General features: G+C 60.3%; 39 protein-coding genes. All 39 read left to right on the top strand.

Annotation, left to right across the window (positions count from 1 at the left end; all coding sequences use genetic code 11):
• A partial coding sequence (locus G513_RS25595; protein WP_022974900.1) for an EF-Tu C-terminal domain-related protein occupies positions 1-91 on the top strand: 91 nt, incomplete at its 5' end.
• A gap of 218 nt (positions 92-309) precedes the next feature.
• On the top strand, positions 310-627 hold the full coding sequence (gene rpsJ, locus G513_RS0119760) for a 30S ribosomal protein S10 (protein ID WP_022978588.1): 318 nt from the start codon (positions 310-312) through the stop codon (positions 625-627).
• 16 nt (positions 628-643) lie between these two features.
• Entirely contained in the window at positions 644-1,279 is a 636-nt protein-coding gene (gene rplC, locus G513_RS0119765; RefSeq protein WP_022978589.1) for a 50S ribosomal protein L3, read from the top strand.
• Between the two features lie 22 nt (positions 1,280-1,301).
• Positions 1,302-1,907, top strand: a complete 606-nt coding sequence (gene rplD / locus G513_RS0119770) for a 50S ribosomal protein L4 (protein ID WP_022978590.1) — start codon at positions 1,302-1,304, stop codon at positions 1,905-1,907.
• An 11-nt stretch (positions 1,908-1,918) separates the two neighbouring features.
• Entirely contained in the window at positions 1,919-2,221 is a 303-nt protein-coding gene (gene rplW, locus G513_RS0119775) for a 50S ribosomal protein L23 (protein ID WP_028475787.1), read from the top strand.
• A gap of 15 nt (positions 2,222-2,236) precedes the next feature.
• Positions 2,237-3,067 carry a 50S ribosomal protein L2 gene (rplB, locus tag G513_RS0119780; RefSeq protein WP_028475788.1) on the top strand — a complete coding sequence of 277 codons (831 nt, stop codon included), beginning with the start codon at positions 2,237-2,239 and terminating at the stop codon, positions 3,065-3,067.
• Positions 3,068-3,090: 23 nt separating this feature from the next.
• Positions 3,091-3,366, top strand: a complete 276-nt coding sequence (gene rpsS / locus G513_RS0119785; protein WP_022978593.1) for a 30S ribosomal protein S19 — start codon at positions 3,091-3,093, stop codon at positions 3,364-3,366.
• Positions 3,367-3,376: 10 nt separating this feature from the next.
• Positions 3,377-3,718: a 50S ribosomal protein L22 gene (gene rplV / locus G513_RS0119790; protein ID WP_022978594.1), complete on the top strand. Its 342-nt coding sequence runs from the start codon at positions 3,377-3,379 to the stop codon at positions 3,716-3,718.
• A 14-nt stretch (positions 3,719-3,732) separates the two neighbouring features.
• Positions 3,733-4,422, top strand: a complete 690-nt coding sequence (rpsC, locus tag G513_RS0119795; RefSeq protein WP_022978595.1) for a 30S ribosomal protein S3 — start codon at positions 3,733-3,735, stop codon at positions 4,420-4,422.
• Positions 4,423-4,457: 35 nt separating this feature from the next.
• A complete protein-coding gene (gene rplP, locus G513_RS0119800; RefSeq protein WP_022978596.1) occupies positions 4,458-4,871 on the top strand; it encodes a 50S ribosomal protein L16 in 414 nt (137 codons plus the stop codon).
• An 88-nt stretch (positions 4,872-4,959) separates the two neighbouring features.
• Complete coding sequence (gene rpmC, locus G513_RS0119805; RefSeq protein ID WP_022978597.1) at positions 4,960-5,178, top strand: 50S ribosomal protein L29; 219 nt, start codon at positions 4,960-4,962, stop codon at positions 5,176-5,178.
• On the top strand, positions 5,175-5,483 hold the full coding sequence (gene rpsQ / locus G513_RS0119810; protein ID WP_022978598.1) for a 30S ribosomal protein S17: 309 nt from the start codon (positions 5,175-5,177) through the stop codon (positions 5,481-5,483). The genes rpmC and rpsQ overlap by 4 nt, the downstream gene beginning before the upstream one ends.
• A 5-nt stretch (positions 5,484-5,488) precedes the next feature.
• Positions 5,489-5,854 (top strand): 50S ribosomal protein L14, encoded by a 366-nt coding sequence (gene rplN / locus G513_RS0119815; protein WP_028475789.1) that lies wholly within the window; start codon positions 5,489-5,491, stop codon positions 5,852-5,854.
• 16 nt (positions 5,855-5,870) lie between these two features.
• Positions 5,871-6,197 (top strand): 50S ribosomal protein L24, encoded by a 327-nt coding sequence (gene rplX / locus G513_RS0119820; RefSeq protein WP_022978600.1) that lies wholly within the window; start codon positions 5,871-5,873, stop codon positions 6,195-6,197.
• A 41-nt stretch (positions 6,198-6,238) separates the two neighbouring features.
• Complete coding sequence (gene rplE / locus G513_RS0119825; RefSeq protein WP_022978601.1) at positions 6,239-6,778, top strand: 50S ribosomal protein L5; 540 nt, start codon at positions 6,239-6,241, stop codon at positions 6,776-6,778.
• 14 nt (positions 6,779-6,792) lie between these two features.
• Entirely contained in the window at positions 6,793-7,098 is a 306-nt protein-coding gene (rpsN, locus tag G513_RS0119830; RefSeq protein WP_022978602.1) for a 30S ribosomal protein S14, read from the top strand.
• A gap of 88 nt (positions 7,099-7,186) precedes the next feature.
• The gene (gene rpsH / locus G513_RS0119835; protein WP_022978603.1) at positions 7,187-7,582 is read left to right on the top strand and encodes a 30S ribosomal protein S8; all 396 of its coding nucleotides are present in this window, start codon (positions 7,187-7,189) and stop codon (positions 7,580-7,582) included.
• Positions 7,583-7,597: 15 nt separating this feature from the next.
• Positions 7,598-8,128, top strand: a complete 531-nt coding sequence (gene rplF, locus G513_RS0119840) for a 50S ribosomal protein L6 (protein WP_028475790.1) — start codon at positions 7,598-7,600, stop codon at positions 8,126-8,128.
• Between the two features lie 95 nt (positions 8,129-8,223).
• Positions 8,224-8,580 (top strand): 50S ribosomal protein L18, encoded by a 357-nt coding sequence (gene rplR, locus G513_RS0119845; RefSeq protein WP_022978605.1) that lies wholly within the window; start codon positions 8,224-8,226, stop codon positions 8,578-8,580.
• 4 nt (positions 8,581-8,584) lie between these two features.
• On the top strand, positions 8,585-9,100 hold the full coding sequence (rpsE, locus tag G513_RS0119850; protein ID WP_022978606.1) for a 30S ribosomal protein S5: 516 nt from the start codon (positions 8,585-8,587) through the stop codon (positions 9,098-9,100).
• 16 nt (positions 9,101-9,116) lie between these two features.
• Entirely contained in the window at positions 9,117-9,305 is a 189-nt protein-coding gene (gene rpmD / locus G513_RS0119855; RefSeq protein WP_022978607.1) for a 50S ribosomal protein L30, read from the top strand.
• Positions 9,306-9,408: 103 nt separating this feature from the next.
• Positions 9,409-9,843, top strand: a complete 435-nt coding sequence (rplO, locus tag G513_RS0119860) for a 50S ribosomal protein L15 (protein ID WP_022978608.1) — start codon at positions 9,409-9,411, stop codon at positions 9,841-9,843.
• 30 nt (positions 9,844-9,873) lie between these two features.
• Positions 9,874-11,226, top strand: coding sequence for a preprotein translocase subunit SecY (gene secY, locus G513_RS0119865; RefSeq protein WP_022978609.1), 1,353 nt, complete (start codon positions 9,874-9,876; stop codon positions 11,224-11,226).
• A 51-nt stretch (positions 11,227-11,277) separates the two neighbouring features.
• Positions 11,278-11,391 (top strand): 50S ribosomal protein L36, encoded by a 114-nt coding sequence (gene rpmJ, locus G513_RS25600; protein WP_084711652.1) that lies wholly within the window; start codon positions 11,278-11,280, stop codon positions 11,389-11,391.
• Between the two features lie 274 nt (positions 11,392-11,665).
• The gene (rpsM, locus tag G513_RS0119870) at positions 11,666-12,022 is read left to right on the top strand and encodes a 30S ribosomal protein S13 (RefSeq protein ID WP_022978610.1); all 357 of its coding nucleotides are present in this window, start codon (positions 11,666-11,668) and stop codon (positions 12,020-12,022) included.
• Between the two features lie 28 nt (positions 12,023-12,050).
• The gene (gene rpsK, locus G513_RS0119875; protein WP_022978611.1) at positions 12,051-12,455 is read left to right on the top strand and encodes a 30S ribosomal protein S11; all 405 of its coding nucleotides are present in this window, start codon (positions 12,051-12,053) and stop codon (positions 12,453-12,455) included.
• A 12-nt stretch (positions 12,456-12,467) separates the two neighbouring features.
• The gene (rpsD, locus tag G513_RS0119880) at positions 12,468-13,088 is read left to right on the top strand and encodes a 30S ribosomal protein S4 (protein ID WP_022978612.1); all 621 of its coding nucleotides are present in this window, start codon (positions 12,468-12,470) and stop codon (positions 13,086-13,088) included.
• A gap of 108 nt (positions 13,089-13,196) precedes the next feature.
• Positions 13,197-14,183: a DNA-directed RNA polymerase subunit alpha gene (locus G513_RS0119885; RefSeq protein ID WP_022978613.1), complete on the top strand. Its 987-nt coding sequence runs from the start codon at positions 13,197-13,199 to the stop codon at positions 14,181-14,183.
• A 108-nt stretch (positions 14,184-14,291) separates the two neighbouring features.
• Positions 14,292-14,675 carry a 50S ribosomal protein L17 gene (rplQ, locus tag G513_RS0119890; protein WP_022978614.1) on the top strand — a complete coding sequence of 128 codons (384 nt, stop codon included), beginning with the start codon at positions 14,292-14,294 and terminating at the stop codon, positions 14,673-14,675.
• A gap of 380 nt (positions 14,676-15,055) precedes the next feature.
• The gene (locus G513_RS25235) at positions 15,056-16,267 is read left to right on the top strand and encodes a TonB-dependent receptor plug domain-containing protein (RefSeq protein WP_084711653.1); all 1,212 of its coding nucleotides are present in this window, start codon (positions 15,056-15,058) and stop codon (positions 16,265-16,267) included.
• Positions 16,261-18,129 (top strand): TonB-dependent receptor, encoded by a 1,869-nt coding sequence (locus G513_RS25240; RefSeq protein ID WP_051144516.1) that lies wholly within the window; start codon positions 16,261-16,263, stop codon positions 18,127-18,129. The genes G513_RS25235 and G513_RS25240 overlap by 7 nt, the downstream gene beginning before the upstream one ends.
• Before the next feature lie 25 nt (positions 18,130-18,154).
• Positions 18,155-19,420 carry an aspartyl/asparaginyl beta-hydroxylase domain-containing protein gene (locus G513_RS24335; protein ID WP_022978615.1) on the top strand — a complete coding sequence of 422 codons (1,266 nt, stop codon included), beginning with the start codon at positions 18,155-18,157 and terminating at the stop codon, positions 19,418-19,420.
• 29 nt (positions 19,421-19,449) lie between these two features.
• Complete coding sequence (locus G513_RS0119905; protein WP_156891820.1) at positions 19,450-19,962, top strand: hypothetical protein; 513 nt, start codon at positions 19,450-19,452, stop codon at positions 19,960-19,962.
• 68 nt (positions 19,963-20,030) lie between these two features.
• Positions 20,031-21,602 (top strand): peptide ABC transporter substrate-binding protein, encoded by a 1,572-nt coding sequence (locus G513_RS0119910; RefSeq protein WP_022978617.1) that lies wholly within the window; start codon positions 20,031-20,033, stop codon positions 21,600-21,602.
• Positions 21,603-21,611: 9 nt separating this feature from the next.
• Entirely contained in the window at positions 21,612-22,532 is a 921-nt protein-coding gene (oppB, locus tag G513_RS0119915) for an oligopeptide ABC transporter permease OppB (protein ID WP_022978618.1), read from the top strand.
• Positions 22,529-23,368, top strand: a complete 840-nt coding sequence (locus G513_RS24340) for an ABC transporter permease (protein WP_022978619.1) — start codon at positions 22,529-22,531, stop codon at positions 23,366-23,368. The genes oppB and G513_RS24340 overlap by 4 nt, the downstream gene beginning before the upstream one ends.
• A gap of 2 nt (positions 23,369-23,370) precedes the next feature.
• Entirely contained in the window at positions 23,371-24,336 is a 966-nt protein-coding gene (locus G513_RS0119925; RefSeq protein WP_022978620.1) for an ABC transporter ATP-binding protein, read from the top strand.
• A gap of 212 nt (positions 24,337-24,548) precedes the next feature.
• Positions 24,549-25,142, top strand: a complete 594-nt coding sequence (petA, locus tag G513_RS0119930; RefSeq protein ID WP_022978621.1) for a ubiquinol-cytochrome c reductase iron-sulfur subunit — start codon at positions 24,549-24,551, stop codon at positions 25,140-25,142.
• A gap of 38 nt (positions 25,143-25,180) precedes the next feature.
• Positions 25,181-26,434, top strand: coding sequence for a cytochrome b (locus tag G513_RS0119935; protein WP_022978622.1), 1,254 nt, complete (start codon positions 25,181-25,183; stop codon positions 26,432-26,434).
• Positions 26,435-26,446 lie beyond the last annotated feature (12 nt).

A 26,446-nucleotide genomic window follows, 5' to 3' on the forward strand; every position in this document is an offset into this window, starting at 1 on the left:
TCCGATCGCAATGGAAGAGCAGGTTCGCTTCGCCATTCGTGAAGGCGGCCGCACTGTCGGTGCCGGCGTCGTTACCAAGATCCTGAAGTAAGTCTGTACCGGCCCCAGCGAGCCCCGGAAGGGTTCGCTGGGGTTTGTTTTCCCTGGTGGTTCCGCGGTCTGGAAGGTTTCATTGTTTATTTTCTGGGTTTCCAGAAATACTTTCTAAACAGTGTTGCAGCAGGGTGATGGGGTCGATATAATTCGCGCCCCTTAGTTCCCCGTTAGCCATCCGGCTACCGGGTCGTTCTTTAAGACTTGAGTGAGAGCATGGCCGCAACCAGCCAATCGATTCGCATTCGGCTCAAAGCCTTCGATCATCGTTTGATCGATAAATCGGCTCGCGAGATCGTCGAAACCGCGAAGCGCACCGGTGCCGTCGTCCGCGGACCTATTCCGCTGCCGACCCGCATGGAGCGCTACACCATCCTGGTGTCGCCGCACGCAGACAAGTCTGCTCGTGACCAGTACGAAATTCGTACGCACAAGCGTCTTATGCAGATTATCGACCCCACCGAGAAGACCGTCGACGCCCTGTCGAAGCTCGATCTTCCGGCCGGTGTCGAAGTCCAGATTCGCGTCAACTAAGGCGAGGATCAGACTAATGACTATTGGTATTGTTGGGCGCAAGGCGGGCATGACCCGCGTGTTCACGGCGGCGGGTGAGTCCATCCCGGTCACCGTGATCGAATGCACTCCGAATCGCGTCACTCAAGTCAAGACTGTGGAAACCGACGGCTATCGCGCCGTTCAGGTCACCGCAGGCGAGAAGAAGTCTAGCCACGTTTCCAAGCCGCTCGCGGGCCACTACAAGAAGGCCGGTGTTGCTGCGGGTCGCGGGCTCTGGGAATTCCGTCTCGATGACAGCCAGGGTGCCGATCTGGTCCCGGGTTCGGAGATCACCGTGACTTCGTTCGAAGGTGTCAAGGCCGTCGACGTGGCAGGTGTGAGCATCGGCAAGGGCTTCGCAGGTGTTCAGAAGCGCTGGAATTTCGGCGGCGGTCGTGCCAGCCACGGTAACTCGCTGTCGCATCGCGTGCCGGGCTCCATTGGTCAGCGCCAGAGCCCGGGCAAGGTCTGGAAGGGCAAGAAGATGGCCGGCCACATGGGTTCGGACAACATCAGTGCCCTGAATCTGGACGTGGTCCGCATCGACGTCGAGCGCAATCTGCTGCTCGTCAAGGGCGCCGTGCCCGGACACAAGGGTGCCGACGTCGTCGTGCATCCGACGGTCAAGTAAGTAGTTCATTGGACTGGGCGACATGGATCTCCAACTACATTCAAGCAACACCACGCTGAACGTGGCCGACGCCGTTTTCGGCGTTGACTACAACGAAGCGCTCGTGCACCAGGTTGTGACTGCCTATCTGAATGGCAGCCGCGCCGGTACCAAGGCGCAGAAGTCGAAAGCGATGGTGCGTGGTGGCGGCAAGAAGCCGTGGAAGCAGAAGGGCACGGGCCAGGCTCGCGCCGGTTCGATCCGCAGCCCGCTGTGGCGTGGTGGTGGCAAGACGTTCGCCGCCGTGCCGCGCGATCACAGCCAGAAGGTCAACAAGAAGATGTATCGCGGTGCAATCCGCTCGATCATCTCCGAACTGAACCGCAATGGCTCGCTGATCATCGCTGATTCATTCACGGTGGAAGCCGCGAAGACGAAGACGCTGATCGAGAAGCTGAACGTGGTCGGTGCCAACGACATCCTGATCGTGACCGATACCCTCGATCACAACCTGTTCCTGTCGGCGCGCAACCTGCACCGCGTGAACGTGGTTGATGTCAACGGCATCAATCCGGTCTCGCTGCTGTCATTCAAGAAGGTGCTTCTGACCGCTCCGGCCGTCAAGAAGCTGGAGGCCTGGCTGTCATGAGCAAGATCAAGATCTCGGGCGAACGCCTGCACCAGCTGATCCTGGCGCCGGTCGTCTCGGAAAAGAGCACGCGCGCTGCCGAAAAGAGCAACGAAGCCGTGTTCAAGGTTCTGCGCGATGCCAAGAAGCCGGAAATCAAGGCGGCGATCGAAAAGCTTTTCAACGTCAAGGTTGAAGCGGTTCGGACGCTGAACGTGAAGGGCAAGGTCAAGCGTTTCGGCGGTGCCACCGGCGTTCGTTCCGACTGGAAGAAAGCCTACGTGACGCTCGCCCAAGGTCAGGAAATTGATTTCCTGGCTGGCGCCAACAGCTAATCGGAGCGACGAGAAATGCCACTCCAGAAAATGAAACCGACCAGCCCAGGTCGCCGTCACGTGGTTTCAGTGACGCACCCGGAGCTGTTCAAGGGCCGTCCGTATGCGCCGCTGCTCGAGTCCAAGCACTCGAACGGTGGTCGCAACAACCACGGCCACATCACCACGCGTCATCAGGGCGGCGGTCACAAGCAGCACTATCGCCTGATCGATTTCAAGCGTGACAAGGATTCGATCGCGGCCAAGGTCGAGCGGATTGAATACGATCCGAACCGCAGCGCGCACATCGCGCTCCTGCTGTACAAGGATGGCGAGCGTCGTTACATCATCGCGCCGAAGGGCGTGAGCGTTGGCGATGCGATCCAGTCCGGTTCGGATGCGCCGATCAAGCCGGGCAACAGCCTGCCGATCCGCAACATCCCGGTCGGTTCGACGATTCACTGCATCGAGCTGCGTATCGGCAAGGGCGCCCAGCTAGCGCGCTCGGCCGGTGCCGCCGTGCAGCTGGTCGCTCGCGAAGGTGAGTACGCGACGGTTCGTCTGCGTTCGGGCGAAATGCGCCTGGTGCATACCGAATGCCGCGCCACCCTCGGCGAAGTTTCCAACAGCGAGCACAACCTGCGCCATTACGGCAAGGCTGGCGCCAAGCGCTGGAAGGGCATTCGTCCGACCGTCCGCGGTGTCGTCATGAACCCGGTCGATCACCCGCATGGTGGTGGTGAAGGAAAGTCCGGTCAGGGCAATCCGCACCCGGTTTCGCCATGGGGCCAGAAGGCCAAGGGTCTCAAGACCCGCAATAACAAGCGCACGCAGAAGTTCATCGTGCGCAGCCGTCACAAGAAGTAACTCACGTAATTCGAGAGCCCGTCATGTCGCGTTCCGTCAAGAAAGGTCCGTTCATCGATCACCATCTCGCAAAGAAGGTGAGCGATGCCCAGGGCAGCCGCGTCAAGAAGCCGATCAAGACCTGGTCACGTCGTTCGATGATCTCGCCGGACATGGTCGGTCTGACCATGCAGGTGCACAACGGCCGTCTCCACGTGCCGGTCTTCATCACCGAGAACATGATCAGCCACAAGCTGGGCGAGTTCTCGCCGACCCGTACGTTCAAAGGCCACACGGCCGGCGACAAGAAGTCGAGCTAAGGAGACAGACATGCAGACCCAGGCTGTTCTCAAGTTCGTTCGTCTCTCGCCCCAGAAGGCGCGTCTGGTCGCTGACCAGGTTCGCGGCCAGAAGGTCGATCAGGCGCTGAACCTGCTCAAGTTCTCGCGCAATCGCGCATCGGGAATCTTGCTCAAGGTTCTCGAGTCGGCGATTGCCAATGCCGAAAACAACAACGGTGCCGATGTCGACGAGCTGAAGATCTCCGAGATCTTCGTCGATGAAGGCCCGACGATGAAGCGTATCCGTCCGCGTGCCAAAGGCCGCGCGGATCGCATCCTGAAGCGCACGAGTCACGTGACGATTCGCGTCTCCGACGGCACCAAGGGTTAACGGGAAGAGTATTCATGGGTCACAAGATCAATCCGAATCTGTTCCGTCTTGGTATTTCGACGGCCTGGACGTCGAACTGGTACGCCGAGCGCGGTGCCTACGCCGACAACCTGAACAAGGATCGCCTCGTGCGTGAGTTCCTGTTCAAGAAGCTGGCGCAGGCTTCGGTCAGCCGCGTGCAGATCGACCGTCCGGCGAAGTCGGCGCGCGTCACGATCCACACCGCGCGTCCGGGCATCGTCATCGGCAAGAAGGGCGAGGACATCGAGAAGCTGCGTCAGGAAGTGTCGAAGCTGATGACGCTCAAGCCTGACTCGGTGCATATCTCGGTCGAGGAAATCCGCAAGCCGGAACTCGATTCCAAGCTGATTGCCGAAAGCGTTGCCCAACAGCTCGAGCGCCGCATCATGTTCCGTCGTGCGATGAAGCGCGCCGTGACCAATGCCATGCGCCTCGGCGCAGGCGGCATCAAGATTCAGGTTGGCGGCCGTTTGAACGGCGCTGAAATCGCTCGTACCGAGTGGTATCGCGAAGGTCGCGTGCCGCTGCATACGCTGCGCGCCCACATTGATTACGGCACCGCTGAAGCGAAGACCACGTACGGCGTCATTGGCGTCAAGGTCTGGGTTTTCAACGGCGAAGTCTTCGAGACCGATCGTCACGCAGGCAAGAAGGAAGAGGCCGGCGAGCCGGCATCTGCCTGATTTTCCTTCACGCCAGAAATTAGGAGAGTGCTGCCATGATGCAGCCCAAGCGAACCAAGTTTAGAAAGCAGCAGAAGGGCCATAACCGCGGACTTGCGCAGAATGGCAACAAGGTCAGCTTCGGCGAGTTCGGCCTGAAGTCGACCGAGCGCGGTGCGCTCACTGCTCGCCAGATCGAAGCGGCCCGTCGTGTCATCACGCGTTACGTGAAGCGTGGCGGCAAGATGTGGATCCGCATCTTTCCGGACGTTCCCGTCACCCGCAAGCCGCTGGAAGTCCGCATGGGCTCCGGCAAGGGCAACGTCGAGTGGTGGGTCGCCAAGATCCAGCCGGGCAAGATGTTGTATGAGCTCGAAGGCGTGACCGAAGTCGATGCGCGCGAGGCGTTCCGCCTTGCAGCCGCAAAGCTGCCAGTCAAGACGACCTTCGTGCATCGCACGATCCTGTAACTACAGTGGTCGGTGACTAGTGACTGGTGGCTAGTCAAAAGTCTCCGCGTTTACTAATCACTAGCCACTTGTCACTAGATACCGAGTTATGAAGACCACCGAATTTGTGAAGACGCTGCGGGACAAGTCCCCAGCCGATCTGAAGACTGAACTGGCGGCGCTACGCAAGGAGCAGTTCAACCTGCGCATGCAGGCAGCTGTTGGCCAGCTCACCCAGTCGAATCTGGTTCACGACGTGCGCAAGAAGATCGCCCGCGTCAAGACCTTCATGCAGCAGCAGGCCCAAAAGCAGGCGAAGGCGTCATGAGCGAAGTTACTGAAGTGGTCCCGGCAGCGCGCCGCATCGTCGGTCGTGTTCTCAGCAGCAAGATGAACAAGACCATCACGGTCGCCGTCGAGCGCACGGTCAAGCATCCGCTGTACGGGAAGCTGCTGCGCAAGACGACGAAGCTGCACGCGCACGACGAAAACAACCAGTGCCACGAGGGTGACCTCGTTGCCATCGTCGAGACGCGCCCGATTTCGCGTTCGAAGTTCTTCCGCCTCGTGGAAGTGCTCGAGAGCGCCAGCGAACTGCAGCAGCGTGAAGCTGCCGCCAAGGCCGGAGTCTAAGCGCCATGGTCCAACAGGAATCAATGCTGGTGGTCGCTGACAACAGCGGCGCCAAGGTGGTCCAGGTCATCCAGGTCAAGGGTTCGACGCATCGTCGTTACGCCTGCGTCGGCGATCTGATCAAGGTCACCGTCAAGGATGCAATCCCGCGTGGCAAGGTCAAGAAGGGCGAAGTGCATGACGCCGTCGTGGTTCGTACCAAGAAGGGCGTGCGCCGTCCGGATGGCTCGACCATCCGTTTCGACAGCAACGCGGCGGTGCTGTTGACCACCAAGCTGGAACCGATCGGTACCCGTATTTTCGGACCGGTGACCCGTGAGCTGCGCGAACGTTTCATGCGCATCATTTCGCTGGCCCCCGAAGTCCTCTGAAGTCGTAGAGAAAATCATGCGCAAGATCAAAAAAGGCGACGAAATCATCGTCATCACTGGCAAAGACAAGGGCCGTCGCGGCACTGTGTCCGTCGTCCAGGATGACGGCAAGATCATTGTTGAAGGCCTGAACCTGGCCAAGAAGCATCAGAAGGGCAACCCGCAGGCTGGTATCAGCGGCGGTATCGTCGAGAAGGAAATGCCGCTCGACGCGTCCAACGTGATGCTGTTCAACGCGAAGACCGGCAAGGGCGATCGCGTGGGTTTCAAGTTCCTCGGCGAAGGCGAAGCCCGTCGCAAGGTGCGTTACTTCAAGTCGAACCAGGATGTTCTGGACGCTTGAGTCCGGGGCACTGCGTCAGTATTTGGTATTGAGAACAGGTCATGGCCGCTAATTTGCAGACGTACTACCAGAACACTGTTGCGCCGGCGCTTCGCGAGAAGCTGCAGTGCAACGTGATGGCGATTCCGAAGATCACCAAGATCACCCTGAACATGGGCGTGGGTGAGGCGACTTCCGACAAGAAAGTCATCGAACATGCCGTTGCGAACATGGTCGCGATCGCTGGCCAGAAGCCGGTGGTCACCAAGACCCGCATCTCGATCGCCGCGTTCAAGGTTCGCGAGAACTACCCGGTCGGCGTGAAGGTCACCCTGCGCAGCCAGCAGATGTACGAGTTCCTCGAGCGCCTGATCGCGATCGCGCTGCCGCGCATCCGTGACTTCCGTGGTCTGAAGGCAACTGGCTTCGATGGCCAGGGCAACTACAACTTCGGCATCACCGAACAGATCATCTTCCCGGAAATCGACTACGACAAGGTCGACGCCATCCGCGGCATGAACATCACGATCACCACCACCGCGAAGAACGACGAGGAAGGCCGCGCCCTTCTCGACGCTTTCAGCTTCCCGTTCCGCAAGTAAGACGAGTCTGATCCATGGCCAAGACCAATATGCTGGAGCGCGAGAAGAACCGCGCCGAACTCGTCAAGAAATTTGCCAAGAAGCGCAATGCGCTGAAGGCGACGATTGTTGACCCGACCGCCTCGTATGACGAGCGCATGGCGGCTGTCGACAGTTTGCAGAAGCTGCCGCGCGATTCGAGCCCGACTCGCCAGCGCAACCGTTGCAACGTGACCGGTCGTTCGCGCGGTGTCTACCGCAAGTTCGGTCTGTCGCGCACCAAGCTTCGCGAAGCAGCAACGCGCGGCGAAATCCCTGGCTTGAAAAAGGCCAGCTGGTAAGCACTTTCTGAAACCAGTTGTCGGCGAGGCACCACAACGCTGAAAGGCAACGTGGCGGACCACCGGCCAACCCCCTGGACATCATTCAATGAGCATCAACGATCCAATCGGCGATTTTCTGACCCGTATCCGTAACGGTCAGTCCGCCCGCAAGAAGTTCATCACGTCGCCGTCGTCGAAGCAGCGCGAGGCCATTGCGGCCGTGCTGAAGGACGAGGGTTACATCGGTGAGTATTCGGTTACGACCGAAGGCCAGAAGAAGACGATCAACGTCACCCTGAAGTACTTCCAGGGCAAGCCGGTCATCGAGCGTCTGGACCGCATCAGCAAGCCGTCCCTGCGCATCTACAAGGGCAGCGACGAGCTGCCGCGCGTGCTGGCCGGTCTGGGTGTGGCGATCATTTCGACGTCCCAGGGCATGCTCAGCGACCGCAAGGCGCGTGCTGCCGGTCAGGGCGGCGAAGTCGTCTGCATCGTCGCCTAAAGAGGAAGATCGAACATGTCTCGTGTCGCAAAAATGCCGGTCATCATCCCGGCGGGTGTCGAGTTCAAGAGCTCGGCCTCGGAGTTGAGCGTGAAGGGTGCCAAGGCAACCCTGTCGCTGCCGCTGCCGAAGGAAGTGCAGGTTGAACTCAACAATGGTGTCGTCACCATTGCCGAGGCCTCGATCAAGTCGTCGCCTGCGATGTCTGGTACTGTGCGCGCCCTGCTGGCGAGCATGGTCCTTGGCGTCACCAAGGGTTACGAGAAGAAGCTGATTCTGGTCGGCGTCGGCTACCGCGCCACGCTGACCGGCAAGAAGCTGAATCTGGCGGTGGGTCTGTCGCATCCGGTGGATTTCATGGTGCCGGATGGCATCACGATCACCGTGCCGACGCAGACCGAAGTGCTGATTCAGGGTGCCGACAAACACATGGTCGGCCAGGTCGCCGCGAAGCTGCGCAGCTATCGTCCGCCGGAGCCTTACAAGGGCAAAGGCGTTCGCTACTCGGACGAGAAGGTCGTCCTGAAGGAAGCGAAGAAGAAGTAAGTAGTGAAGCAGTGGTCAGTGGTCGGCGCAGGTTTAGTCCTCCGGCCACCCGGCTACTCGAAGGGTCACTGGCATCTGTCACTGGAAATCGTTTTATGAGCCCGAAGAAAGAATCCCGTCTGCGCCGTGCGCGCCGGACGCGTGCAAAGATTGCCGAGCTGGGCACCCACCGGCTGTCCGTGCATCGCACGCCGCGCCACATCTACGCGCAGATCATTGCGGGTGACGCTGGTCATACCGTGGTTGCTGCATCGACGGTCGAGAAGATCGTCGCCGAGAGCCTGGAAGGCACCGGCAACGTCGAAGCCGCGAAGAAGGTTGGCGCCACGATCGCCGAGCGCGCCAAGGCCGCCGGCATCACGAAGGTCGCATTTGACCGTTCGGGCTTTCAGTATCACGGCCGCATCAAGGCGCTGGCCGACGCCGCTCGCGAAGCTGGACTGGAGTTTTAATTAAATGGCTAACCCCAACTACAATTTCGACGACTCGCAGAGCGGCGATTTCAAGGAAAAGCTGGTCGCCGTGAACCGTGTGTCGAAGACGGTCAAGGGCGGCAAGCAGTTCACTTTCACGGCACTGACGGTCGTTGGTGACGGCGCTGGCAAGGTCGGCTTCGGTTACGGCAAGGCGCGTGAAGTGCCGGTTGCCATCCAGAAGGCGATGGAGAAGGCGCGCAAGAACATGATTTCGATCGAGCTGAAGGGCGCGACCCTGCAGCACGAGATCTGGGGCATCCACGGTGCTTCGCGGGTGTTCATGAAGCCTGCATCCGACGGTACCGGCGTCATTGCTGGCAGTGCGATGCGTGCAGTGTTTGAAGTTGCCGGCGTGCAGAACGTGCTGGCGAAGTCGTTCGGCTCGCGCAACAAGATGAACATGGTGCGTGCAACTGTCGACGCGCTGCGCAAGCTCAACATGCCGTCGGAGATTGCCGCCAAGCGTGGCAAGACTCTTGAAGAAATCCTCGGTTAAGGACTAGGAAATCGCCATGAGCGCTACCAAGCAAGTCAAAATCACGCTCGTCAAGAGCGTGTTCGGTCGTCTCCAGGCTCATCGCGCCTGCGTGCGCGGCCTCGGTCTGACCCGGATGCATTCCTCGGTCGTCGTTCCGGCGACGGCAGAAAACATGGGCATGGTCAACAAGATCGGCTTCATGCTGAAGATTGAAGAAGTCTGAAGCAGCAGTGGTCGGTGGCTTGCGCCAGTGACCTGTTGTCTGTTTCGAATTCGCTGAACTGTTGTTACTGGCCATTGGCCACTGATCACTGGGAACTGTTGTCATGAAACTGAATACGATCAAGCCTGCTGCTGGTGCCAAGACGGCTCGCGTTCGCGTCGGCCGCGGTATCGGTTCCGGCATGGGCAAGACTGCTGGCCGTGGTCACAAAGGCCAGCGCGCCCGCAAGGGTGGCCGCGGCAAGATCGGCTTTGAAGGCGGTCAGATGCCAATCCAGCGTCGTCTGCCGAAGCGCGGCTTTTCTTCCGCGATCGGCAAGCTGACCGTTGAAGTGCGTCTGTCGGACATCGAGCGGATGACCGAGACCGAGATCGATCTCGGCGTGCTCAAGGCTGCTGGCGTGATCCAGTCGCAGATCCTGCAGGCGAAGCTGATCAAGTCGGGCACCTTGACCCGCAAGATCACGATCAAGGGCGTTGGCGTCACCAAGGGCGCCCGCGAAGCGATCACCGCCGCCGGCGGCAGCGTCGCAGAGTAATTCGTCGCATCTGACCGTTAGGCGTATTCCATGGCCAAGACTCCCGGCGCAGGCGGCATGATGCCGGACCTCAGCAAGATCGGAGAAGTGCGTAACCGCATCTTCTTCCTGATCGGTGCGCTGATCGTCTATCGCATCGGATCGTTCATTCCGGTTCCGGGAATCGATCCGGCGAAGCTCGCGCAGCTGTTCGATCAGCAGAAGGGCACGATCCTGGACATGTTCAACATGTTCTCGGGTGGTGCGCTTTCTCGTTTGTCGATCTTCGCGCTCGGTGTGACGCCTTACATCTCGGCGTCGATCATCGTGCAGCTGATGGCGGCAACGACGCCGCAGCTGAAAGAGCTGAAGAAGGAAGGCGAAGCCGGTCGGCGCAAGCTGACCAAGTACACGCGTTACGGCACCTTGGGTCTGGCGCTGTTCCAGGCGGTCGGTGCGTCGTATGCGCTGCAGGGTAGCGTCGCACTGTCACCGGGCTTTGGCTTCATCTTCACGGCCGCAGTGAGTCTGGTCACCGGCACGATGTTCCTGATGTGGCTGGGCGAGCAGATCACCGAGCGCGGCATCGGCAACGGTATGTCGATGCTGATTTTCGCGGGCATCGTTTCTTCGATGCCGCAGGCGATCGGATCCACCGCACAGTTGATCAGTGAAGGTTCTCTGAATCCGCTGGTCGCGATTCTAGTGTTGATTCTGGTGGCAGTGGTGACCACGTTCGTGGTTTTCGTGGAGCGTGCCCAGCGCCGCATTCCGATCCACCATGCGCGCCGTCAGCAGGGTCGCAAGCTGTTCGCCGCGCAGACGCAGCATCTGCCGCTGAAACTGAATATGGCGGGCGTGATTCCGCCGATCTTCGCATCGAGCATCATTTTGTTTCCGGCGTCGATGGTTCGTTTCTTCGGCGGCGAAGGTGGTAGCGGGTTCATGCAGTCGCTGGCCAATGCACTGTCGCCGGGTCAGGCGCTGTATACGATCCTGTACGCGTTCATGATGATTTTCTTCTGCTTCTTCTACACCGCGCTGGTTTTCGATTCGCGGGAGACGGCTGAGAATCTGAAGAAGTCGGGTGCCTTCGTGCCGGGCGTGCGTCCTGGCCTGCAGACTGCCAAGTACATCGATAACGTGCTGACCCGCCTCACGGTGGCTGGTGCGATCTACATCACGGCGGTGTGTCTGACGCCGGAATTCCTGGTCACGTATTTCAACGTGCCCTTCACGTTCGGTGGCACATCGCTACTGATCACTGTCGTCGTCGTCATGGATTTCATGGCGCAGCTTCAGGCCCACCTGATGTCGCATCAGTACGAAGGTCTGTTGAAGAAGGCGAACCTGAAATCCTTGAGCAACAACGCCGGTCGTCCGGGCGTGGTTCGTCCGAGCTGATTTTCAACCCATCACTGAATAGGCCGGGCAACCGGTTGTAGAGATCGCGCCATGAAAGTTCGTGCTTCCGTCAAGAAGATTTGCCGTAACTGCAAGGTTGTTCGCCGGAATGGCGTCGTTCGCGTGCTGTGCACGGATCTCCGTCACAAGCAGCGCCAGGGCTGATACGCGCCCTCGGTCCGCAGTCAGCGGAACGGTTAAAGATTTGTATTTCGGCGGCCGACATTGCTCGGCTGCTGATTGAAAGTTTCAGTGCAGATGCTTCATCGGTCTGCACGTTGCATCCCAGCTTCAACGGAATGCTGTCGGTTACGGAGAGGAACGGCGCGCATAGCGCCGACCTTGGCAGCTCACCCACTGGTTTGAAAGAACTGTGGCGAGTCCGGTATACTTTGCGGCTCCCTGCGCCGCAGCGGTTCAAAGCTCTAAGAGGTTATCGATGGCACGTATTGCGGGCGTCAATGTCCCGGCCAACAAGCACACCGTGATCGCGCTGCAGTCGATCTACGGCATCGGCGCGACTCGTGCGCGCAAGATCTGTGACGCGGCCAACATCAATCCGGCGGTTCAGCTGAAAACGCTGACCGAAGGCGAACTCGATCTGCTGCGTGCCGAAATCGCGAAGTTTGCGGTGGAAGGCGATCTGCGCCGCGAAGTGTCGATGAGCATCAAGCGCCTGATGGATATGGGTTGCTACCGCGGTCAGCGCCATCGTCGCGGCCTGCCGGTTCGCGGCCAGCGCACCCGTACCAATGCCCGTACCCGCAAGGGTCCGCGCAAAGCCATCCGCAAGTAAAGCTTAGCTCGCAGGAACACCCAGACTCATGGCCAATACCTCCGCCGCCGCTGCAGCCGCCAAGGCTCGCAAGCGCGTCAAGAAGAACGTGACCGACGCGATCGCTCACGTTCATGCTTCTTTCAACAACACGATCGTCCTGATCACTGATCGCCAGGGCAACGCTCTGTCGTGGTCGACCTCGGGTGCCTGCGGTTTCAAGGGCTCACGCAAGTCGACTCCGTTCGCCGCGCAGATTGCCGCCGAACGTGCTGCCACCGCTGCTGCCGAGCATGGCGTCAAGAATCTCGAAGTTCGTATCAAGGGCCCAGGCCCAGGTCGTGAATCGGCAGTGCGTTCGCTGAACGCCGCCGGCTTCAAGGTCACCAACATCACTGACGTGACGCCGATTCCGCATAACGGCTGCCGTCCGTCCAAGCGTCGCCGCGTGTAAGGAGAGATCGAAATGGCACGTTATATCGGTCCCACCTGCAAACTCGCCCGCCGCGCCGGCACTGACCTCCTGCTCAAGAGCCGTGGTCGCTCGCTGGACACCAAGTGCAAGCTTGATACCCCTCCTGGCCAGCATGGCGCGCGCAAGCAGCGTCTGTCGGACTACGCGCTGCAGCTTCGCGAGAAGCAGAAGCTGAAGCAGATGTACGGTCTGCTCGAGCGTCAGTTCCGCAATTACTACCAGAAGGCTACGCGCACCAAGGGCGCCACCGGTCTGAACCTGCTCCGCTTCCTGGAGCGTCGTCTGGATAATGTGGTTTACCGCATGGGTTTCTCGGCCACTCGCGCCGAAGCCCGTCAGCTGGTCAGCCACAAGGCCATCACGGTCAACGGCAAGAGCGTCAACATTCCTTCGTACAGCGTGCAGGTCGGCGATGTAATCCAGGTTCGCGAGAAGTCGCGCAACCAGACGCGCATCACCCAGGCTCTGTCGGTGGCTGCGCAGATCGGTTTGCCGGAATGGGTCGAAGTTGATGAAAAAGCGCTGAAGGGCGTGTTCAAGGCACTGCCGGAACGCGACCAGATCGTCCAGGACATCAACGAAAACCTGGTCGTCGAGCTTTACTCGAAGTAAGCAACGGTCTTCGGTCGGCTCGCGCCGGCCCTCGATGCGTACAGAAGTTCTGTTCTGCTGGCGCCCCGCGGTTTCGGCTTCCAGTCTCAAGTTTCAAGAGGTGTTTACATGCAGGGTTCCGTCGCCAGTTTCCTCAAGCCGCGTGTTGTCGATGTTGAGCAGATTTCCTCGAATCGCGCGCGCATCACTCTGGAACCGCTGGAACGCGGCTTCGGACATACGCTGGGCAACGCGCTGCGCCGCATTCTTCTGTCTTCGGTTCCAGGCTCGGCCATCACCGAAGCGCAGATCGAAGGCGTGGTGCATGAGTACAGCGCCGTCGAAGGCGTGCAGGAAGATGTCATCGACATCCTGCTGAACATCAAGAACATCGCCGTTCGCATGAACGCGCGTGAGTCGGCCGTGCTGAAGCTCGAGAAGAGTGGCAAGGGCCCGATCACGGCGGCCGATATCCAGCTCGACCACGATGTCGAAATCGTCAACCCGGAACTGGTGATCGCCAACCTGACTGGCGGCAAGATCAGCATGACCCTCAAGGTCACGCGCGGTCGTGGCTATCAGCCGGCAGCCGCTCGTGCTCAGAACAACGAGGACGAAGGCGTTTCGATCGGCGCGCTGCAGCTCGACGCGTCGTACAGCCCGGTTCGCCGGGTCAGCTATTCGGTCGAGCGTGCTCGTGTCGAACAGCGGACCGACCTCGACAAGCTGATCCTCGATGTCGACACCAACGGTGGTATCGATGCCGGTGATGCAGTCCGCTTTGCGGCCCGCATCCTGCGCGATCAGCTGGCCGTGTTCGTCGATTTCGCGGAAGGCGAAGAGCCGATTGTCGGCACCGTCGGCAAGAAGGATCTGAACCCGATCCTGTTCCGCCCGATCGACGACCTCGAATTGGGCGTGCGTTCGACGAACTGCCTCAAGGCCGAGAACGTCTATTACATCGGCGACCTCGTGCAGCGCGGCGAGACCGAGCTTATGAAGACGCCGAACCTGGGCAAGAAGTCGTTGAACGAGATCAAGGAAGCGCTCAAGGCGCACGACCTCGAACTCGGCATGAAGCTCGACAATTGGTCGTCGCCCAAGGTTGCTGCGTAACGCTGCAGCCTGAGTTCCCGAGGCTTGCGGTCAAGACCGCGGGCCAGTAACCGCAAACAACCGAGCGAATGGCCACTGGCCGCTAGCCACTGATAACAGAGTTAAAACATGCGCCATAAAGTCGCGGGCCGCCGTCTCGGCCGCACCACCAGCCACCGCAAGGCCGATCTGCAGAACATGGCCGTGTCCCTGTTCCAGCACGAACTGATTCGTACCACGGTTCCGAAGGCAAAGGAACTGCGCCGTGTTGCCGAGCCGCTGATCACCCGTGCCAAGGATGACAGCGTTGCCAACCGTCGTTTGGTGTTCAACCGTCTGCGCGACCGCGCCATGACCCAGAAGCTGTTCCTGGAACTGGGTCCGCGTTACTCGACGCGCCCGGGTGGTTACCTGCGCATCCTGCGCTGCGGCTTCCGCCCTGGCGACAATGCGCCGATGGCGTACGTCGAACTCGTTGGCCGTCCGGCTGCTGCGGAAGGCGCGGACGCCTGATCGGCGGAACGAGAAGTAAGTTGTAGGGAAAGGGCGCTTCGGCGCCCTTTTTGTTTCCGCTCTCGACGCTCCTGAACAGACTCACTCGGCTTGGTCGCGCTTAGTCTTGCCTAGTCAGCGATGTGCGTCCGCGTGGATCGCATGTCCGTGATTGATGCCCGGTTCTAGCTGCCGCTTTGACTGCCTCGTTGTATGGCATGCCTCTTGCGGTTTGAAGCCATACTTTTCAAGGCTTTTCGAGGCTTCTGACAACAGGCTTTCGATTCCTTGACGTTGTTAAGACCCCGTGACTATTCTCGGCTGGTCACAAATCCGAAACGAATGGCTTGGGGCCATTCCGTCGGGTCCTGTTAAAAAAACTTGCGTAAGGGAGCTTCAAAATGAATCTGAGTGCAGACGGTAGGCTGCGGCTTGCAGCGCGTTTGGTCTTTGTTGCTGGATTAGGTTCGGTTGCGGGAAACGTTGCGGCCCAAGACGCCGCTCCGGCGAGCACAGTAGAAGCGGCGCCGGCTGACGGTTCGGCCAAGCAGTTGGGTGGTGTTCAGGTCACGGGTTCACGCATCAAGTCGGTCAACTTGACCAGCACAAGTCCGGTGCTGAGCGTTGACTCGAAGGAACTTGATTATCAGGGTACGACCCGAGTCGAAGATCTGCTCAATAATCTGCCGCAGGTTTTCGGCGACTTCGGGGGCAATATCAACAATGGTTCGGATGGAACGTCCACGGTCAATCTCCGGAACTTGGGTGCCTCTCGTACCCTGGTGCTGATTGACGGAAAGCGTGTGGCTCCAGGTACTCCCGGAGATCCGAACGTCGACTTGAATTTCATTCCGTCACAGCTGATCGAACGAGTCGACGTGCTGACCGGCGGCGCATCTGCCGTGTATGGTTCCGACGCCATAGCCGGTGTTGTCAATTTCATCTTCAAGAAGGATTTTGAAGGCTTCCGCGTCGACTATCAGCGCAGCGGCTATATTCACGAAAACACGCAAGACACGCTTCGCGGGTATAACTCCGACGCCGGATATGCGTTGCCGTCAAAGCAGAAATTCGACGGTGGTGGCAACGATGTTTCGATTCTGTTTGGCGTCAACTCAGGCGACAAGAAAGGCAACGCGACTGTTTATGCCACCTACCTGCAGCTCGATCCGGTTTTTCAGAGCGCTCGAGACTTCGGTAACTGTCAGTTATCAGCGGTTGACGATACTTCGTACGCCTGCGGCGGCTCGGGTACCTCATTCCCAGGCCGTTTCAGAGTTGGGCCGGCAGGCGCCGCTAATCCACGTCGCGACCTGACGGTCAATGTGCCCGGCACGCCTGGTTTTGACCCGGCACTTGCGGCCGGTGAGTTCCGGCTTTTCAATGGCGCAACCGATCTCTACAACTTCAATCCACTGAACTATTACCAGCGGCCCGCCGAGCGCTATTCCGTCGGTGGCAACGCGCACTACCAGGTCAACGATGCGGTTGATGCTTACACCCAGGTGATGTTCAGCGATTACAAGACGCAGACGCTGGCCGCGCCGACAGGACCTTTGCTGGCGGCCCATTCGACGGTACGGGCAGTATCGATTGCGGCAATCCTTTGCTGAGCGCTGGTCAACGGGCCGAGCTTTGCACCAGCCGTGGTCTGACCGAGGATACGGACCGGCAGACCTTCAGCATCGCGCGCCGCAATGTCGAAGGTGGTGGACGTACGCAGGATTACGATCGTTATCAATACCGGATCATTACTGGTCTCCGCGGCGACTTCCTGAAGAACTGGAGTTATGACGCCTCGATTCAGTTTGGCTCGGCAACCTATCAGGCTGAACAGGGCGGATATTTTTCCCTCACAAGGTTGAGCAATGCGATCAACATCACAACGGTTGATGGTGTTGCGCAATGCGCCAGCGGCGTTGCGGGTTGTGTGCCTTACAACATTTTCGGTGTTGGTACCGTCAGTCCTGAAGCTCTCAACTACTTGAGTCTGGGCAGCCTCTCCAGTGGTTCGACGACGGAGCAAGTAGCAACAGGTGCGATCACCGGTTCACTGGGCGATTACGGTCTCAAGTCGCCGTTTGCCGAGAATGGCGTAGGTGTTTCCTTTGGTGGTGAGTATCGCCGCGAAACCGCTCGTTTCTCGACCGATGAAGCATCCAGAAGTGGTGACCTTGCAGGTGCGGGCGGTGCAGCGACTGCATTCGATCTCGGCTTTGCAGTCAAGGAAGTGTTTGCCGAAATCAAGATTCCCTTGATCGAACGCCAGCCGTTCTTTGAAGAGTTGAGTGCTGAAGCGGGATATCGCCGTTCGGATTACAGCAGCGTCAATTCGACCAACACTTACAAGATTGCCGGAGAGTGGGCGCCGACCAAGGATATTCGTTTCCGTGGCGGCTTCAATCGTGCGGTCAGGGCGCCGTCGATTGGCGATATCAGTGACCCGACGACTGTTTTCCTCGGTGGTTCGTCAGATCCTTGCGCTGGACTCATTGATCCCGAGACGGGAGTCGTGGAAGGTGGAGCTACTCGCGCTCAATGTCTGAACGACCCATTGATTGCACAGAACCCTGGCCTTTATGGGGCGATCGATGCCGATCCGGCTGCACAGTACAACGCTCGTGGTGGTACTGGTGGACTCAAATCTGAAACCGCAAAGACCTACACTGCTGGTGTGGTGCTGACCCCGACGTTCATCCGCAACTTCACCTTGAGCGTTGATTACTTTGACATCAAGGTCGACAACATTATTGGGCGTGTTGGGGCGGACACGACTCTGGGTCTTTGCTACACCAGCGGTCTGCTCTGCGATCGCATCAACCGCAATCCGAATCAGGCTGGCGGTGCTTTCGGTAGTTTGTTTGGGCCGAGCGCTGGCTTTACTGACGATCCGATCTCGAATCAGGGCTTCTTGCTGGTCAGAGGTATCGATCTCGTCAGCGCCTACCGGATCAAGCTGTCACAGATCGGCTTGAGCAATGAGGCTGGTTCGCTTGCCTTCGACATGGTGGCAACGCGTTCTCTCAAGCAGGATACGCAGGCTTTTGCTGAACTCCCTGATACGCGCAGATCTTGCAATGGGCAGTACGGGCCGATCTGCGGAACGCCTGCTCCGCTGTACCGCCACAAGCTCCGTGCAACGTACAGCGTTCCGGTTCCGTTGCAGGACAGCTTGGTCAGCTTTTCGGGTGCGTGGCGTTATCTCTCCGGCGTGAACATTGATTCTGGTTCCGCCGGAGGCGCCAACGATCTCGATAAGCATGTCTCTGCTGAAAGCTATATCGACATGACCGCGTCGGTAACGGTCAGTGGCGCCTACACCTTCCGCTTGGGTGTCCAAAATGTGTTCGACAACAATCCTCCGGTCATCGGCTCGACGGCACTGTCGGCGACCTTGGGTAACGGCAATACCTATCCGCAGGTCTATGACGCTCTGGGACGTTATGTGTTTGCAGGTGTGACGGTCGACTTCTGAAGCTGCTGATGGCCCCGAAAGGGTAATGAACGGCGGGCCAGTGCTGGCCCGCCGTTTTTTTGTATGCGAGGGCATCATGGCGAAAGAAGGACAGGCCGAAGAAGCGAGATCTCGATCGTCTGAGATCGATGCCTTGAAATCGGCTGCCGCGCTTGCGATTCGAAGCGGAAAGCCATCTATTGCCGTACAGAATCTTCGACGGGTTGTCGCGCTCGACAACCAGGACGCTTCAGCCTGGCTGAACCTTGCCGCATCTCTGCGGGCGGTCTCCGAACCAGCCGCTGCTATCGATGCAGTCAACTCGGCGATTGCCTTGAATCCGCGTCACTTTCTGGCGCTGCTCTTGAAAGGTTCTTTGGAAGAGCAACAGGGTGAGCGTCACAAGGCGGCAAGAACTTATGGGGCGGCCCTTACCCAGTTGCCGCCAGACGATCGCATGGACGAGCCGACACGCCGCGCTGTTATCAAGGCTCGCAGTGTCCATCATGCTTACACAACGGAGCTTCAGAGCTTTGTTCTGCAAGAAGTCGGTCTTGGCGATCCTTCCGCAAACTCGGAAGCGCGCAAAGTGAGCTTGTTTGTCGACGCAATTCTGGGGAAGCGTCGAATTTTTCGGCAGCAACCCACCGCGTTCGAGTTTCCCGGCCTGCCAGCGATTGAGTTTTACGAGCGTTCGGAGTTCGCCTGGTTATCGACCCTGGAAGCTGCGACTCCAGTTTTCCAGCGCGAATTGGCAAAGGTCATGGCTCATGATGAAGGATTCGAGCCCTACGTCGCTTATCCGGATGGCGCACCACTAGATCAATGGCAGGACTTGAATCGTTCTCGGCGATGGACGGCCTTCCACTTCTATCATTACGGACGCCGATACCCTGCGAACTGCGGGCGGTGCCCGGAAACCGTCGCGCTGCTTGCCCAGCTTCCCCAGCCTCAGGTGGCTGGACGTATGCCGGCAGCGATGTTCTCGGTATTGCGTGCGAACACCCGTATCCCTCCGCACACGGGCGTGGCCAACGTTCGTCTGGTTGTTCATTTGCCGCTGGTGGTTCCGCCCGGATGCGGGTTCCGTGTCGGCAACGAGACGCGCGAATGGAAAGTTGGCGAAGCATGGGTGTTCGATGACACCATCGAACACGAAGCCTGGAATGACAGTGACGAGGACCGCGTCGTGCTGATTTTCGATATCTGGAATCCGCGTCTCAGCGCTTCTGAACGATCGATGATCGCCGAAGTCATGTCCGCCATGGATCGCTTTAATGAGGTTTCGCTCTCACCTGAGTCGCAGCTATGAGATATCCAACATCAAGTTGGCGGAACTTGTTGATCACGGTGCTGGCGTCAGTGGCTGCAACAGGCATGATGGCGACAGTCCACGCCGATTTGCCTGACGAATTCGCTGTCTGTAAGGGCATCGTCGACAACGGCACCCGGCTTTCCTGCTTCGACGCATTAACGTTGCCGTCGGACCATGCGCCGGTGGCACCGACAAGCGCCATCGACGAACGAGCGGCCAGCGTTCAGCCGAAAGCGTCGACTACTGTCCGTCAGCAACCGCTGTCCGGGGCTACGGCTTTCGGTGCGGAATCGGTACCCAAGGCGATTGTCGATCAGCCGAAAAGCTTGAAAGCGAAAGTACTCGGCAACATCCGCGGTATTCGCAAAGGCCTGTTGATCCAACTCGACAATGGCCAGCAGTGGCGATCTGTCGATGACCGCGATTACGACTACGAGGCCGATAGCCCCGAAGTCACCATTGATCGCAACGTTATCGGCACTTACTGGATGGCATTCCCGAATTCAGGTATTCGCATCCGCGCCAGACGGATCAAATAAATCTGAACGACATCAAGAATGGCTGTCGCCCGCGCTCGTCCGATTTGACTCGGCGTTGTCTCGGGGCGGTGTTAGGTCTGGTACTCGCCAGCGGTCAAGCCGGAACAATAAGTACTCCGGCGACCACCACAGAGCCCGCGGCAGCAATCCGTATCGGCAACGGCCCCGAACCCGAATCGCTGGATCCTCAGAAAGCCACCAGCGTCAGCGCCGGCAATGTGCTGCGGGATCTGTATGAAGGCTTGACCGGCGTGTCGCCGAGCGGCGAGCTGATTCCTGCGGCGGCTGAATCCTGGACCTGGTCGGCCGATGGTCGCGAGCTGCGTCTCCAGTTGCGTGAAGGGCTGCGCTGGTCCAACGGCGATCCGCTGCTCGCCGAGCACTATGCGGCGGGGCTGCAGCATCTGCTCGATCCGGCGACCAATTCTGGCTATGCAAGCTTGTTTGCGGCAATCGAGCACGGCGCGGAGATCATCGCCGGACGTCGTCCCTCGGGCGATCTGGGCGTGATGGCTGATGACGCGCGCAGTCTGCGGATCCGGCTCGATCGTCCGCTGGCCAGCCTGCCGGGCTTGCTCGCGCATCCAGCCGCATCGCCGCTGCATCCGGCCGATCGGCTTGCGAAGCCTGGTAAGGCACGCATCGGCAATGGTGCTTATCGGCTCGTCGAATGGACGCCGCAGTCGCGCGTCGTGCTGGCGCGCAATCCGCTGTACTGGAACGCCGCTGCCACGACGATCGAACGCGTGGAGTTCATTCCGACCGAGGACCTGAACTCGGAGCTGAAGCGCTATCGGGCGGGTGAGTTCGACATCACCTCGACCGTTCCTGCGGCACAGGCGAAATGGATACGCGAGCAGCTGGGCAGCGAACTGCATGTGGCGACCTATCTCGGCAGCTACTTCTACGGCTACAACCTGACGCAGCCGCCGTTCAAGGCTCAGCCCAAGCTGCGACTGGCTTTGTCGATGGCGGTGGATCGCGAACTCATTGTCGACAAGGTGCTGCATGGTTTGGCGACGCCGGCCTGGAGTCTGGTGCCGCCTGGCATCAGCCACTATTCCGTGCAATTGCCTGCCTGGGCCGCGTTGCCGCGCGTGCAGCAATTGGCTGAGGCAAGGCGCTTGTATGCGGAAGCCGGTTATTCGATGGAGCACCCGCTCGAGGTCGAGATTCGCTACAACACGTCCGACGACAACAAGCGCCTTGCCGTGGTGATCGCGGCGATGTGGAAGCAGACACTGGGCGTGCGCGTGAAGCTGGTCAACGAGGAGTGGAAAGTGTTCCTGCAGCACCGCCGCAGCCGAGTCGTCACGCAAGCCTTCCGCAACACCTGGATCGGTGATGTCGATGACGCGCTGGGCTTCGTCGAGCTGTTCGGCACTCGGCATCCACGCAATGATTCCGGTTATGCCGAGCCGGCTTACGATCAGTTGCTGAAAGCTGCGGCCGAGCAGGCCGATCCACAACGACGCCGCGCTGCGCTCGAAGCTGCCGAGCGACGCTTGCTGGAAGACGCGCCAATCCTTCCGATCTACTTCTATGCTTCGAAGCACCTGGTCAAGCCGTACGTCGAGGGCTGGCAGGACAACCTGCTCGACTGGCATTACACGAAGGATCTGCGGCTACATGCGCACTGAGTTCGCTCGATGCTGAGCTACGCCGGCCGCCGTCTGCTGACGGCGGTGCCGACCTTGTTCGTGCTCATCGCACTGAGCTTTTTCCTGATGCACGCCGCGCCCGGCGGGCCGTTCGACAGCGAGCGCAGCCTGCCACCGGAGATCGAAGCGCGGCTGGCGGCCGAGTTCCATCTCGATGAACCGCTGTGGCGTCAGTTCGGACGTTATCTCGGTGGCCTGCTGCACGGTGATCTAGGCCCCTCGTTCCAGTACGAAGGCCAGACCGTGAGCGGCTTGATCGCGAGCGGCGCGCCGGTATCGGCGGCCATCGGTGCGGCCGCGATGCTGCTGGCCTTGAGCGGCGGCGTTGCCCTGGGAGCGATCGCCGCGATGCGGCCCGGCAGCCGAATTGATCGCGGCCTGATGCTGATCGCGCTGACCGGTTTGTCGGTGCCCTCTTATGTGGTCGCTCCGCTGCTGATCCTGATCTTTGCGCTGGGCCTGGCCTGGCTGCCAGCCGGTGGCTGGGACGGCAGCATCGCGGCCGCTGTGCTGCCGTCGATTGCACTGGCCTTGCCGCAACTGGCGGCGATCGCACGATTGACGCGCGGCGCGCTGGCCGAAGCGCTCGATGCGCCGTGGATCCGAACCGCGCGTGCGAAAGGCCTGCCCGAGCACCTGATCGTTCTGCGCCACGCGCTGAAGCCGGCGCTGCTGCCGGTGCTGTCCTATCTCGGTCCGGCAGCCGCCGGCTTGATGACTGGCTCGGTGGTGGTCGAGCAGGTATTCGGCATTCCCGGCATCGGCCGCTACTTCGTGCAGGGCGCCTTGAATCGCGATTACACGCTGGTGCTCGGCGTGGTGCTGCTCTACGGCGCGCTGGTGATCGCCTTCAACTTCATCGTCGATCTCGCTTACGGCGCGCTCGATCCGCGGGCGCGGCTCGCATGAAGCTGCGCGAACTGCTGAAGCAACCCGGTGTGGCGATGCCGGCCTTGTTGCTGATGCTGATCCTGCTGCTGGCGATCATCGGACCGTGGTTCGCGCCGCAGCCCTTTGATGCGATCGACTTCGAAGCCGACTGGGGTCGTGGGCCGAGCCTGGCGCATCCGTTCGGTACCGATGAGCTCGGCCGCGATCTGTTTGCGCGGGTCTGCGTCGGCGGTCGGCTGTCGCTGGCGGTCGGCCTCGTATCGACGCTCGTCGCGCTGTTGATCGGTATCGCCTGGGGCGCGGTGGCGGGTTATCTCGGCGGCCGGATCGATGCGTTGATGATGCGCATCGTCGACATCCTGTACGCGCTGCCATTCATGTTCTTCGTGATCCTGCTGATGGTGCTGTTCGGTCGCCACTGGCTGCTGATTTTCGTCGCGATCGGCGCGGTCAACTGGCTGGACATGGCGCGCATCGTTCGTGGCCAGACTCTGGCGCTGCGGCGGCGCGAGTTCATCGACGCCGCAGTGATTGCGGGACTGGGTCCGGCGGCGATCATTCGCCAGCACATCGTGCCGAACCTGATCGGCGTGGTGATCGTCTGTGCGACCTTGTCGATCCCGCAGGCGATCCTGGTCGAATCGTTCCTCAGCTTTCTCGGCCTCGGCATCCAGGAGCCGGCGACCAGTTGGGGCGCCCTGGTCAACGACGGCGCGCGGGCGATGGAGGTCACCCCCTGGGGGCTGATCTTCCCGGCCGGCTTTCTGGGCTTGACCCTGCTGTGCTTCAACCAGCTCGGCGATGCCCTGCGTGAAGTCTTCGATGGCGGCGCGTTGCGCCGCACGCGAAGCTAGCGATGTTCGAGATCAAGGACCTGCGGGTTCGCCATCCGGGACGGGGCAGGGCAGCCGTGCCGGTCACCGTGCTCGATGGTGTCAGCCTGTCGCTGGCTGCCGGCGAATCACTGGGATTGGTCGGCGAATCCGGCTCCGGCAAGAGTCAGACGGCGCTTGCCATTCTCGGCCTGCTTCCGGCGAGTGCAGCGGCCGAAGGCTCGATCCTTTTCGATGGCAATGAACTGCTCGGCGCGAGTCGCCAGCAGATGGATCGCCTGCGCGGCAGCCGGATCGCGATGATCTTCCAGGATCCGATGATCAGCCTGAATCCGAGCCTGAACATCGGGCTGCAGTTGGCCGAAGTGCTCGAAGTGCATCGCGGTGCCAGTCGCCGTGATGCGCTGCGCGGAGCCGCGCGCATGCTCGAGGCCGTGCGTATCCCGGATGCGATGCGGCGGCTGCAGCAGTATCCGCATGAGCTGTCCGGCGGTCAGCGCCAGCGGGTGATGATCGCGATGGCGCTGCTCTGCAAGCCGCAGTTGCTGATCGCCGATGAGCCGACCACTGCGCTCGATGTCACCATCCAGGCGCAGATTCTCGATCTGCTCGATGAACTGCGCCGCGAGCTGAATCTGGCCCTGCTGCTGATCACCCACGATCTCGGCGTCGTCGCTGGCCACTGCGATCGCGTGGCGGTGATGTATGCCGGCAGGATCGTCGAAGCGGGGCCATCGACGGCGGTGCTCGCGAGTCCCTCGCATCCGTACACGGCGGCCTTGTTGGCCTCACGGCCATCCTTGCTTGGGCCACGCCTGGAACGGCTGCCATCGATCGCGGGTCAGCCGCCCGATCCGGCGCAGCGCCCGATTGCTTGCGCCTTTGCACCGCGTTGCACCCTAGTGTTGCCGGTGTGCCGCAAGCGTGTGCCGGTGCTGCAAGACCTGGCCGGCGAGCGCTCCGCAGCCTGCGAAAGACTGACTCTGTAACCCTGATTCGAGTGTCATCTGCTGGGCCGGCCCGCGTCGGCAGAAACTTTCGACAGCAAGTTCGACGAAGATGGCATCAGTCTTGATGACGATCCCGTTCGGCGGCCGGTATAATGGCCGGGTTTTGCGGCCGTCCTCGGACAGCCTCAGAACATGCCCCCGAATCTGCCCCGAATCCGCTTGCCTGCAAGCACTCAAAAGGTCGCATATACATGAGCAATGAAGGTGTCGACGGCAACCGTCGTCGCTTCCTCACCACAGCGACTTCGGTAGTCGGCGCTGCTGGTGCCGCTGCCGTCGCCTGGCCGTTCCTCGCATCGCTGAAGCCCAGTGCCCGCGCCAAGGCGCTTGGTGCGCCGGTCATCGCCGATCTCAGCACGCTCGAACCGGGCATGCGCGCAACCTATCTCTGGCGCGGTCAGCCGATCTGGGTCGTGCGTCGCACGCCGGAGATGCTGGCCGGTCTCGACAAGGTCACCGGCGATCTGGTCGATCCGGATTCCAAGGTCGCGCAGCAGCCGAAGTACATCACCGACAAGTCGCGCGCGCTGAAGCCGGAATACATGGTCATGAAGGGCGTCTGCACGCACCTCGGCTGCTCGCCGATCCTGCGTACCGATCACCCGGCACCGGAGATCGCGGCGAACTGGCAGGGCGGTTTCTTCTGCCCCTGCCACGGCTCGAAGTTCGATCTCGCGGGACGTGTCTACAAGGGCGTGCCGGCACCGACCAACATCGTCGTGCCGCCGCACCGCTACGAGACCGATACCGTCGTCGTCATCGGCGAAGACCCGAAGACGGCCTGAGTTCGACACCCGCTTCCCTTATCTACGGATAGTTCTCCATGGCCATCACGCCAAACCCGTACAAGACAACCGGCGCGCTCGGTTGGATCGACGATCGCTTCCCGCTCACCAAGATGTGGAAGGAGCATCTGTCGGAGTATTACGCGCCGAAGAACTTCAACTTCTGGTACTTCTTCGGCTCGCTGGCACTGCTGGTGCTGGTCAACCAGCTGCTGACCGGCATCTTCCTGACCATGCATTACAAGCCGGGCGCCGAAACGGCGTTCGACTCGGTCGAATACATCATGCGCGACGTGCCCTGGGGCAACGTCATCCGCTACATGCACTCGACCGGCGCCTCGGCGTTCTTCGTCGTCGTGTTCCTGCACATGTTCCGCGGCCTGATGTACGGCTCGTACCAGAAGCCTCGCGAACTGATCTGGGTGTTCGGCGCGCTGATCTTCCTGGTGCTGATGGCCGAAGCCTTCTGTGGTTACGTGCTGCCCTGGGGCAACATGAGCTACTGGGGCGCGGCGGTGATCATCAACCTGTTCGGCACCATTCCGTTCATCGGTCCGGACCTGGTGACCTGGATCCAGGGCGATTTCGTGCCGTCGGATGCGACGCTGAACCGCCTGTTCTCGATCCACGTCATCGCGCTGCCGTTCGTGCTGGTCGGCCTCGTGGTCGCCCACATCCTGGCGCTGCATGAAGTCGGTTCGAACAACCCGGATGGCGTCGAGATCAAGAAGAAGAAGGATCCGGCGACCGGCATTCCGCTCGACGGCATTCCGTTCCACCCGTACTACACGGTCAAGGACATGGTCGGCGTTGCCGGCTTCCTGATCATCTTCTGCGCCGTGCTGTTCTTCATGCCGGACGGTGGCGGCTACTTCCTGGAAGCGCCGAACTTCACGCCGGCCAGCCAGACCAACACGCCGGAACACATCACGCCAGCCTGGTACTTCGGTACCTACTACGCGATGTTGCGCGCCACGCCGAGCTTCGCCGGCACCCAGATCTGGGGCGTGATCGTGATGGGCGCTGCAGTGGTGATCCTGTTCTTCGTGCCCTGGCTCGACAAGTCCAAGGTCAAGTCGATCCGCTACAAGGGTGCGCTGTCGAAGATTGCGCTGACCATCTTCGCGATCAACTTCGTGGTACTGAACTACTACGGCCTGCAGCCGCCGAGCGCCACCGTGCAGCTGATCTCGCAGATCGGCACGATCCTGTACTTCGCGTTCTTCCTGCTGATGCCGTGGTACTCGAAGATCGACAAGACCAAGCCCGTGCCAGAACGGGTGACCGAATGACATCCCGCTCGA

The organism is Nevskia ramosa DSM 11499 (genome assembly GCF_000420645.1).
GTDB lineage: Bacteria > Pseudomonadota > Gammaproteobacteria > Nevskiales > Nevskiaceae > Nevskia > Nevskia ramosa.

Coding starts and splice junctions, on each gene's coding strand:
- rplN (WP_028475789.1), top strand. CDS start 5,489: ATGGTCCAACAGGAATCAATGCTGGTGGTCGCTGACAACAGCGGCGCC.
- rplR (WP_022978605.1), top strand. CDS start 8,224: ATGAGCCCGAAGAAAGAATCCCGTCTGCGCCGTGCGCGCCGGACGCGT.
- rplE (WP_022978601.1), top strand. CDS start 6,239: ATGGCCGCTAATTTGCAGACGTACTACCAGAACACTGTTGCGCCGGCG.
- rpsH (WP_022978603.1), top strand. CDS start 7,187: ATGAGCATCAACGATCCAATCGGCGATTTTCTGACCCGTATCCGTAAC.
- rpmD (WP_022978607.1), top strand. CDS start 9,117: ATGAGCGCTACCAAGCAAGTCAAAATCACGCTCGTCAAGAGCGTGTTC.
- rpsC (WP_022978595.1), top strand. CDS start 3,733: ATGGGTCACAAGATCAATCCGAATCTGTTCCGTCTTGGTATTTCGACG.
- rplX (WP_022978600.1), top strand. CDS start 5,871: ATGCGCAAGATCAAAAAAGGCGACGAAATCATCGTCATCACTGGCAAA.
- rpmC (WP_022978597.1), top strand. CDS start 4,960: ATGAAGACCACCGAATTTGTGAAGACGCTGCGGGACAAGTCCCCAGCC.
- rplF (WP_028475790.1), top strand. CDS start 7,598: ATGTCTCGTGTCGCAAAAATGCCGGTCATCATCCCGGCGGGTGTCGAG.
- petA (WP_022978621.1), top strand. CDS start 24,549: ATGAGCAATGAAGGTGTCGACGGCAACCGTCGTCGCTTCCTCACCACA.
- rpsS (WP_022978593.1), top strand. CDS start 3,091: ATGTCGCGTTCCGTCAAGAAAGGTCCGTTCATCGATCACCATCTCGCA.
- G513_RS0119925 (WP_022978620.1), top strand. CDS start 23,371: ATGTTCGAGATCAAGGACCTGCGGGTTCGCCATCCGGGACGGGGCAGG.
- G513_RS24340 (WP_022978619.1), top strand. CDS start 22,529: ATGAAGCTGCGCGAACTGCTGAAGCAACCCGGTGTGGCGATGCCGGCC.
- G513_RS0119885 (WP_022978613.1), top strand. CDS start 13,197: ATGCAGGGTTCCGTCGCCAGTTTCCTCAAGCCGCGTGTTGTCGATGTT.
- rpsE (WP_022978606.1), top strand. CDS start 8,585: ATGGCTAACCCCAACTACAATTTCGACGACTCGCAGAGCGGCGATTTC.
- rpsN (WP_022978602.1), top strand. CDS start 6,793: ATGGCCAAGACCAATATGCTGGAGCGCGAGAAGAACCGCGCCGAACTC.
- rplD (WP_022978590.1), top strand. CDS start 1,302: ATGGATCTCCAACTACATTCAAGCAACACCACGCTGAACGTGGCCGAC.
- rplO (WP_022978608.1), top strand. CDS start 9,409: ATGAAACTGAATACGATCAAGCCTGCTGCTGGTGCCAAGACGGCTCGC.
- rplC (WP_022978589.1), top strand. CDS start 644: ATGACTATTGGTATTGTTGGGCGCAAGGCGGGCATGACCCGCGTGTTC.
- G513_RS24335 (WP_022978615.1), top strand. CDS start 18,155: ATGAACGGCGGGCCAGTGCTGGCCCGCCGTTTTTTTGTATGCGAGGGC.
- rpsJ (WP_022978588.1), top strand. CDS start 310: ATGGCCGCAACCAGCCAATCGATTCGCATTCGGCTCAAAGCCTTCGAT.
- rpmJ (WP_084711652.1), top strand. CDS start 11,278: ATGAAAGTTCGTGCTTCCGTCAAGAAGATTTGCCGTAACTGCAAGGTT.
- rpsM (WP_022978610.1), top strand. CDS start 11,666: ATGGCACGTATTGCGGGCGTCAATGTCCCGGCCAACAAGCACACCGTG.
- G513_RS0119935 (WP_022978622.1), top strand. CDS start 25,181: ATGGCCATCACGCCAAACCCGTACAAGACAACCGGCGCGCTCGGTTGG.
- rpsD (WP_022978612.1), top strand. CDS start 12,468: ATGGCACGTTATATCGGTCCCACCTGCAAACTCGCCCGCCGCGCCGGC.
- rplQ (WP_022978614.1), top strand. CDS start 14,292: ATGCGCCATAAAGTCGCGGGCCGCCGTCTCGGCCGCACCACCAGCCAC.
- rpsK (WP_022978611.1), top strand. CDS start 12,051: ATGGCCAATACCTCCGCCGCCGCTGCAGCCGCCAAGGCTCGCAAGCGC.
- secY (WP_022978609.1), top strand. CDS start 9,874: ATGGCCAAGACTCCCGGCGCAGGCGGCATGATGCCGGACCTCAGCAAG.
- rplP (WP_022978596.1), top strand. CDS start 4,458: ATGATGCAGCCCAAGCGAACCAAGTTTAGAAAGCAGCAGAAGGGCCAT.
- rplB (WP_028475788.1), top strand. CDS start 2,237: ATGCCACTCCAGAAAATGAAACCGACCAGCCCAGGTCGCCGTCACGTG.
- rplV (WP_022978594.1), top strand. CDS start 3,377: ATGCAGACCCAGGCTGTTCTCAAGTTCGTTCGTCTCTCGCCCCAGAAG.
- G513_RS25235 (WP_084711653.1), top strand. CDS start 15,056: ATGAATCTGAGTGCAGACGGTAGGCTGCGGCTTGCAGCGCGTTTGGTC.
- rpsQ (WP_022978598.1), top strand. CDS start 5,175: ATGAGCGAAGTTACTGAAGTGGTCCCGGCAGCGCGCCGCATCGTCGGT.
- oppB (WP_022978618.1), top strand. CDS start 21,612: ATGCTGAGCTACGCCGGCCGCCGTCTGCTGACGGCGGTGCCGACCTTG.